At 60.5% G+C, this 7,258-nt stretch carries 6 protein-coding genes, 2 tRNA genes and 2 pseudogenes; 7 read left to right on the forward strand and 3 right to left on the reverse strand.

From position 1 onward, the window contains the following. Nucleotides 1-64: 64 nt before the first annotated feature. From K0S66_RS13385 to K0S66_RS13400, 4 genes are all read left to right on the forward strand, one after another. Entirely contained in the window at nucleotides 65-331 is a 267-nt protein-coding gene (locus tag K0S66_RS13385) for a hypothetical protein (protein ID WP_301075956.1), read from the forward strand. Nucleotides 332-493: 162 nt separating this feature from the next. Beyond that, nucleotides 494-566, forward strand: a tRNA-Ile gene (locus K0S66_RS13390). Between the two features lie 52 nt (nucleotides 567-618). Beyond that, a tRNA-Pro gene (locus K0S66_RS13395) sits at nucleotides 619-695 on the forward strand. Nucleotides 696-892: 197 nt separating this feature from the next. Continuing rightward, nucleotides 893-1,483 (forward strand): hypothetical protein, encoded by a 591-nt coding sequence (locus tag K0S66_RS13400; protein ID WP_301075957.1) that lies wholly within the window; start codon nucleotides 893-895, stop codon nucleotides 1,481-1,483. 304 nt (nucleotides 1,484-1,787) lie between these two features. On the opposite strand, the pseudogene K0S66_RS13405 reads toward K0S66_RS13400, so the two are convergent. Continuing rightward, nucleotides 1,788-2,992 (reverse strand): annotated as a pseudogene (locus K0S66_RS13405) (IS3 family transposase). A gap of 126 nt (nucleotides 2,993-3,118) precedes the next feature. Between K0S66_RS13405 and K0S66_RS13410 the strand changes: the two are divergent. The 3 genes from K0S66_RS13410 (at nucleotide 3,119) to K0S66_RS13420 (ending at nucleotide 5,333) form a co-directional block, all read left to right on the forward strand. Continuing rightward, nucleotides 3,119-3,394 carry a hypothetical protein gene (locus K0S66_RS13410; protein WP_301075958.1) on the forward strand — a complete coding sequence of 92 codons (276 nt, stop codon included), beginning with the start codon at nucleotides 3,119-3,121 and terminating at the stop codon, nucleotides 3,392-3,394. Between the two features lie 185 nt (nucleotides 3,395-3,579). Continuing rightward, nucleotides 3,580-4,554 carry a choloylglycine hydrolase gene (gene bsh / locus K0S66_RS13415; protein WP_301075959.1) on the forward strand — a complete coding sequence of 325 codons (975 nt, stop codon included), beginning with the start codon at nucleotides 3,580-3,582 and terminating at the stop codon, nucleotides 4,552-4,554. Nucleotides 4,555-4,661: 107 nt separating this feature from the next. Beyond that, on the forward strand, nucleotides 4,662-5,333 hold the full coding sequence (locus K0S66_RS13420; protein WP_301075960.1) for a trimeric intracellular cation channel family protein: 672 nt from the start codon (nucleotides 4,662-4,664) through the stop codon (nucleotides 5,331-5,333). Between the two features lie 601 nt (nucleotides 5,334-5,934). Here K0S66_RS13420 and K0S66_RS13425 read toward each other — a convergent pair. Both K0S66_RS13425 and K0S66_RS13430 read right to left on the reverse strand, forming a co-directional pair. After that, on the reverse strand, nucleotides 5,935-6,108 hold the full coding sequence (locus K0S66_RS13425; RefSeq protein ID WP_301075961.1) for a hypothetical protein: 174 nt from the start codon (nucleotides 6,106-6,108) through the stop codon (nucleotides 5,935-5,937). 1,050 nt (nucleotides 6,109-7,158) lie between these two features. Continuing rightward, nucleotides 7,159-7,258 (reverse strand): annotated as a pseudogene (locus tag K0S66_RS13430) (IS481 family transposase); the annotation flags it as partial.

The raw sequence follows: 7,258 nt of genomic DNA on the forward strand, positions 1-7,258 counted from the left end.
TTGCGGTGTCTCGCGACGGCAAACGGGTCGGCCGCGAAATGAATAAATGCTTGGGAGCATTCGAATGAAGAAGATCGTTCTGATCGCTGCCGCCGCCGGCCTGATGTCCGTGGCTGCTTGCTCGAAGTCGCCGGAGGCCGCTGCTGTCGAGAACAACGCGGACATGATGGCCGACAACATGGAAATGATGGCCGACAACCTTGAGGACCTGGCTGACAACTCGGCAAACGCCGTTGCTGCCGAGGGTCTCGAGAACGCAGCTGACAACCTTGAAGACACCGCGGACAACGTCCGTGACGTCGCCGAGGAAAAGGCTGACAACATGCAGTAATGCTGTGCGGATCATCAGATCCGCCGCATGCTGAATGATGAAACGGGCGTTTCCGCATCGCGGAAGCGCCCTTTTCTTTTGCCCGTTGACCGCAGCATCGCGCGCCATTTGAGGCATTGCCGCCGCAACGGGCCGCGGCTTATAGGCAGGCGCTCACGCGGGGGGCCTGTAGCTCAACGGTTAGAGCTGGCCGCTCATAACGGCTAGGTTGCGGGTTCGAGTCCTGCCGGGCCCACCGCGTGATCGCTTGCACTTGAGGCGGGAACCGCCTAGGCGCTCGCTCGTGTCGGGGAGTGGCGCAGTCTGGTAGCGCGCCTGCTTTGGGAGCAGGATGTCGCAGGTTCGAATCCTGTCTCCCCGACCAACTGCCTGCAAGCTTTTGGTTTCGCTCATTAACGATGTCGATCAGGGACGGTTGTACCCACGACTGTGCCCCTCGCTGTACCCTTGGGGTGTCAAAATGGGCTTTCAGAACGTCGTGCTTCGCGGCAGCAGATACCACCGGCGAAAAAAATGACGGTCGCAGGCGGGTGGTTAACGCTGACTTTACCGTTGGGAGCAATGAGCTTCAAAGACCCGCGCGTTACCGCTGTGCGTCTTGGTTCTGCGGCAGAAGCGTTGCGCATGGGATACGGTCAGTCGTCATTAGGGGGCCGCCCCGATCAGCTTAAGAAAATTTTCAGCGATGCGCTGCGATGGCAGTCGCAACGCATCCTCGAGGATCAGGTGCGCGCTATCTCGCGCGCCCTCGAACACGCGGCGGTCAATTCGCGCTATGCGGAAGCGTGGACGTTCCTGTCTAAGTTCGGTGTTTGGACGCCGTGGTCGCTCGACAACCATGAAGAACTGGTCAGGCAGGGTTGGAACCGGGCGGACGCGGAGGCAGTCGCGGAAGTTGAATTTGACCTTCAGACTACGAGTCCAATCTCGCGCGAGCAGATCGAGACGTACGTTGTAGCCTTCGATATCGAACGGACAAGCATGAACCTGGCCGAGATGCGCCGAACCATCTGCGCCGCGAAGGCAGCAGGATGTCGACAAGCTACGGAGAGGTTGTCGACGAACCCGGATGTTCACGCAGACTGGACCGACGATGCACTCGCTTGCGGCGCGCCGTTTGCATGGCAGTTTGCAGCGGTCGACACGGCTTAACTACCCGCGGCGGGACCAATAAGCAGTCACACGCCCGAGCCGCCTACGGCGGAGCCAGTTCCAGACAAGCCGAAGATGCGTCTTATCAGCGCAGCGGAGGGGTGCATCGACGCACACGAGAAAGCTGATGCATGAGACGCCGATATAATCAAACAGGTTCGTACCGCGACTCGCTTGTTCGACTTCGCGTGCGGGGGAGAAGCTTTTATCGCGGATATTCAGCAGCGACATGTGACTGCATTCACAGACTTGTGTCGGACGCTCCCAATCGGTGGTGATCTTGCCCCTGTTTCGCCGGACGGTTTCAAACGGTTGTTGAAACCAGCGCGCGATGTTCGCGCGGCGAACGCATTTTGAGCCCCGAATGTGGGTGGTTGTCGTTGTAGTCTTCGATCCATCCGGCGAGAGATGTCAACGCGGTAAGCGCGTCGGGTCAGGGCGAGACGCGGACATAGTCGCGCTTGAGGGTATGGATGGAAGCCTCCGAGATGCCGTTGGACTGCGGGCTTCGGACAGGGGTGAAGCAGGGTTTCAGACCCAGCTGCCGGGCAAAGGTCCGTGTGTCGCGTGCGGTGTAGGCGGAGCCGTTATCGGACAGCATCTCGACCGGCGAGACAGCGCGCAAAGCCCCGAAGCGGGCCTCCACTGCTTCCAGCATTATGTCGCGGATGTCGGACCCGCTGACGCCGGCATTGGCGACCGCGCGCCAGGCATGACCTCACGGTCGTGCGCATCGATGATGAAGGCGTCGCGGACGATCTCGCCGTTCCAGCATCCGAACTCGAAGCCGTCCGAGCACCAGCGCAGGTTCGAACGGATCGTCACCACGATGCCGTCATGCCCATAGTCGGGTCGCTCGGTGTAGCGCCGCGCCAGCAGCAGGCGGTTGATCGCCATCACGCGGTAGACCCGCTTGTGATTGACCGGTGCCAGACTGTGTTCGCAGCTGTCGATTGAGGACCGCCGCGCTGCGGCGGTAGCCATACGTGGGCCGCTGCGCGGCGATCTGTCGAATCCGGGGCAGCAGGTGCGCGTCTTCGGCCTTGGCATAATGGCCCCTCGCTTTGGAGGTGCCGGCCAAGCGTTCGTACACGGTGGAGCGTCCGACACGGAGCGTGCTCGCCACCAAACTCACCGAAAACCCTCCGGTAGTGGCGAGCGCATGAGCAAGGTCGCTTTTTTTGGGCGCGAGCGGTCGAGAGCTTTCTTCAGTATCTCGACTTCGAGGGTCTTGCGGCCGAGCTGGCGCTCCAGTTCACGGATCCGGTTCTCCATCTCGCGAACCTGACGATTGCTCGTCACGTCATCATCGCCGGCGACCGCGACGCTCCCGCCTTCCAGCATTAGCCGGCGCCAGCGGTACAGCAGATTAGGCGCGACGCCATTGCGTCGGGCGACGACCGGGATGCTGTCACGACCATCAAGCGTCTCCTCGACAATCCTGAGCCTCTCGGTGGCACCCCAATGACGTCGGCGAGCGCCATCGGTGATGATCTCTGACACGGACATAAGCCTATGCTCAGGGGATATCCCCAAGCCTCCTTCTTAGGCTTGAAATCGTCCGGTCGAAAAGGGGGCCAGTTCAAGCCCCCTCTTTCCACCGCGCCCTTAGATACACATGCTACGGAGATGATCGTGGCCGAGATCGTCAATTTGGAACAAGGTGGCTCAATCGACCGCGCTGGTTTGCAGCCTTTTGTGCATATCGCTGACAGAGAGCGCCTCTCGCCAACCTCGCTAAAAGCGTTTCTCCAGCTCACGGCGAAATGGAGCTTGCCGGACAGCGAAGCCGGGCACGAACCTGCGGAGAACTCAAGTCAGCCGAAGCCCGGCCGGTGCAGCCATCCCAAAGCTCAAATCCGGTGTGATGTTGAGTGGGGTCGCCAGGATTATCACCCAAGGACGCGCTAGCCGGAAAGTCAGGCCAACACTTGCCGGTGTAGTTTAGATAGAGCGTGAACTTTTCACATAGCAGTAGGTAGTATTCCGGGGGTACGCATCACTAGTCATCGGATACCTTGCCATTCGAGAACCGCATGTCCAGTCCGGGACGGACGACGCTTCTTGCGGACGGGTTCGGTATACGGAGACCGGCAATGTGCACTGGGCTCAGCTTCACAAATAAGGGCTACTATTTTGGCCGTAATCTGGACTATGAGCGATCGTACAACGAGACCGTCGCCATAACCCCCCGAAACTTTCCAATCACATTACGCAAATTGCCGGCTATTCACGCCCATTACGCAATTATCGGCATGGCAACCGTAGCGGACAACTTCCCGCTTTATTATGACGGAACCAACGAGAAGGGCCTCAGCATGGCCGGGCTCGCCTTCACCGGAAACGCCGTCTACCTGCCCGAGGCATCCGGAAAGCAGAACGTTACTTCGTTCGAGTTCGTCCTGTGGGTTCTTGCCCAGTTCGAAACGGTAGACCAGGTTAGGGAAGCCCTGCGTTCGGTCAATCTCGTGGACGCGGCGTTCAGCGAAGGATTACCACCCTCTCCACTGCACTGGATCATCGCGGATCGGTCATCCTCGATCACGGTCGAGCCCATGCAGGATGGCCTGAAGGTCTACGACAATCCGGTCGGGGTGCTGACGAACAACCCCACCTTCGACATTCAGCTCTTCAACCTCAACAACTTCATGCACTTGTCGTCCAAGGCACCCACCAACAACTTTTCCGACGCCATCAAGTTCGACGTCTATAGCCGGGGCATGGGCGCGCTCGGTTTGCCTGGCGACTTGTCTTCCGCATCGCGCTTCGTGCGGGCCGTCTTCACCAAGATGAACTCCCTCGCCCATGAAACGGAGTCGGCATCGATCAGCCAGTTCTTCAAGATCCTGGGATCGGTCGCGCAGCAGCGCGGGTGCGCGAATGTCGGAGACGACCAGTATGAGATCACCATCTACTCGTCGTGCTGCAATGTCGACAAAGGCATCTATTACTACACGACCTACGAGAACAGCCAGATCACCGCGGTGGACATGCACAAGCACGATCTCGACGGCTCGGCGCTGGCCAGCTTTCCCCTGATTACAGGTCAGCAGATACGGATGCAGAATTGAGCACGCCCCGGTCTCACGCCGCGCGACCTGACGTGCGAAACGCGCGTCCAGAAAACGCCGCTGCGGGATTGGTTTCGCCTGCGCAGCGCGACCGATAGCGGCGCGTGATGGGCGGCACCGAGGCTCTCCAGCAGCAGTCGCCTCATGAGTTGCTGCTCTTCATGGATCTTGGCGGCACCTTCGTATTCGCCATCAGCGGCGCCATGGTGGGCGTGCAGCGCAAGCTCGACGTGTTCGGCGTGCTCGTGCTCTCGTTCGCCGCGTCGAGCGCGGGCGGGATCTTGCGCGACATGCTGATCGGCGCGCTTCCTCCAACCGCGATCAGCGACTGGCGCTACCTTGCTGCTTCTGTCGCGGCCGGCATCGTGATCTTCCTCTGGTACACGCCGATGTCGCGCCTTCACCGTCCGATCCTGCTGTTCGACGCAGCCGGCCTCGCGCTGTTCTCGGTGGCGGGCGCCGAGAAGGCACTGGCGCACGGGCTCGATCCACTGATGGCGGCGCTGCTCGGGATGGTGACCGGAGTGGGCGGCGGAGTAGCGCGAGACCTCCTCGTGGTGCGCACGCCTACCATCCTCCAGAGCGACATCTATGCCGTAGCGGCCCTGCTCGGCGCGGCGCTCGCTGTCACCGGCACCTGGCTGGGCCTGCCCCTCTCGCCCACCGCAATCGTTGCAGTCTTGGCATGCTTTGCGCTGCGCTTAGCGGCAATCCGTTTTGGATGGCGCCTGCCCGTCGCACTATCGCCGGGCAACCAGCCGGGCGGCGGGACGCAATAGTCCGCATTGCCGGGGTGGCCATCCTGAAGAAGCCGGTGGACGAAGCTGAGGTCGTGCTCGCCTTCAAGAGGCTCGCGGCGCTGTAAGGGAACACGCCAACGTGGCTCAGACCGAGGCCCCCGCACTTACATCTGCGATAAATGGGCGCCAATCCTTGAGCAAAGTTTAGCGCGCCGCGATGCTTCGGCACCGCTCGATCCGCTTCTCCTGCCTCTCCCGTCACTTGCGTTGACGAATTGTCTTGCCGTTTTCCGCGACGAATCGATGCGAGCACATCGCGCATTCTGTGGCAGGGAAACGTGGGCTTCTCGCCCGCGAAGGTAGCAGATATGGCTAAGAGTCAGCAGAAGTCGAACAAAGAGATCAGAAAGCCCAAGGCTGAAAAGGTGAAGACCAACGTGTCCAATCCTTCGACCAAGTCTGACCCGGTGAAGATGGTCACCATAAAAGGCTAGAGTACGCCCGGAACGTGGGCGGCGGCCGCTCACGTGACCGCGGCGGGAAGGCTGTAAGATGATCCCGACGGCGGCTGGCGATTATGAACTTCGCAACGTCCGCTAACGACGGTTGGCGCTAGCTGCAGCACTCCCGCAGCGCCGGCTCATTTTCGCGAATGAGGTTGCTGAACCCGCATACGCATGCGCCGCATCATACCCTCCACATCGCCTGCGGTGCGGCCGAGCGCCGCGGCGAGGTCTTCAACCGTCATGATATCCTGCAATCCTGCACGCAGGTCATCAATCGCCGTCTGCGTCCAACGGGGACCAACGGCCATTTAGCGGCCCTCTTCCGGCGACACTGCGGCCTCCCGACGACGAGATGCCCGCGCCTATGCATCATACCTGTCGGCCAAGTCGGCGTTCGCCAAGGCGTCAAAGACGTTCTTGCATCGGGCGGCGACGGCTCTGCACGTTGTGGCCCGCTCCGTAAAATACTCCGCCTCTGCCTGGAAAGCCATTTACCCGTCTCCTGCAAGCGGGGAGCGCTCTCCCCTAGGTCAAGACAAGCTTCTGATAAGTGCGATACCTCGAATTTCGTGATCCACCCGTTCTTTTATTAGTCCTCGACCTTTACCCTGCGCCGCGACTAGTTCGTCAGGTGCGAAAATACGCGCTGCAACGAGCCTATCTTTTCCCTCATTCCACGCCCATATCATGTTTACTGCGTCGTCGATTTGAGCATCGACGCGGCTGAGAGACAATGAGCTCCCGCTTTATGGAGGAGCCGCCATGTCCCGCGCAATGAACGTCAACGCCACTGAAGCTGAGGTCACTCGGATCTGCCTGGAGAAGGGCGCGATTATCAGCGCGATCGAAAACTTACCGTGCGGCGGCACGCGAGTTGTCTTTACGAGCGGTGATGCAGCGACGGCGATGAGGGCGACTTTTGGCAGTAAGCTCATTTCGGGCCCCGTGGCCCGAACAGCTTTTCAGCAGGCTAGGTAGGTGACGCCTGAACCAAGCGGTGAGCGGGCCACTTTGTCCAAGGTTACCTTTACACGCCCCTTCCGAATTGGCGACGATCCGACCGAGATGCCGGCTGGCACTTACGTGATCCACACTCGTGCGCTGGCGTACACGACCGGAGACCGCACGACGTTCATCCCGTTCAGTGTCGACCTCGAGGTGCCGGAAGCTTCTGGACGCACAGCGTACCGCGTCGTGAGGCCGTCCGACATGTCGGCTGCACAGGCAAGGGACGGATAAAAGGGGAGATCGCTATCGGCGCGTAGATACGAATAGCTGACGCCCGCAACGGTCGCAGCGCCTTGCTGCGTGTGCCCCCGGCGGGGACTGACAGATCATCGCGTGGTCCCGGTTTGTGGCTAGGTGTTTAGTCCCGGCATCTGGTGGATCGGATTGACGATGAACCGGTCTGGCTCTGACGTCCAGATCTTGGCAATGTATTCGTAGGGTGTGAGGCCG

The sequence above is a fragment of the Sphingomonas sp. genome (assembly GCF_029239295.1).
In the GTDB taxonomy this organism is placed as follows: domain Bacteria; phylum Pseudomonadota; class Alphaproteobacteria; order Sphingomonadales; family Sphingomonadaceae; genus Sphingomonas.

Excerpts from the sequence above, each read along its gene's own strand:
- K0S66_RS13385 (WP_301075956.1), top strand. The coding sequence starts at position 65 with ATGAAGAAGATCGTTCTGATCGCTGCCGCCGCCGGCCTGATGTCCGTG.
- K0S66_RS13400 (WP_301075957.1), top strand. The coding sequence starts at position 893 with ATGAGCTTCAAAGACCCGCGCGTTACCGCTGTGCGTCTTGGTTCTGCG.
- bsh (WP_301075959.1), top strand. The coding sequence starts at position 3,580 with ATGTGCACTGGGCTCAGCTTCACAAATAAGGGCTACTATTTTGGCCGT.
- K0S66_RS13420 (WP_301075960.1), top strand. The coding sequence starts at position 4,662 with ATGGGCGGCACCGAGGCTCTCCAGCAGCAGTCGCCTCATGAGTTGCTG.
- K0S66_RS13425 (WP_301075961.1), bottom strand. The coding sequence starts at position 6,108 with ATGGCCGTTGGTCCCCGTTGGACGCAGACGGCGATTGATGACCTGCGT.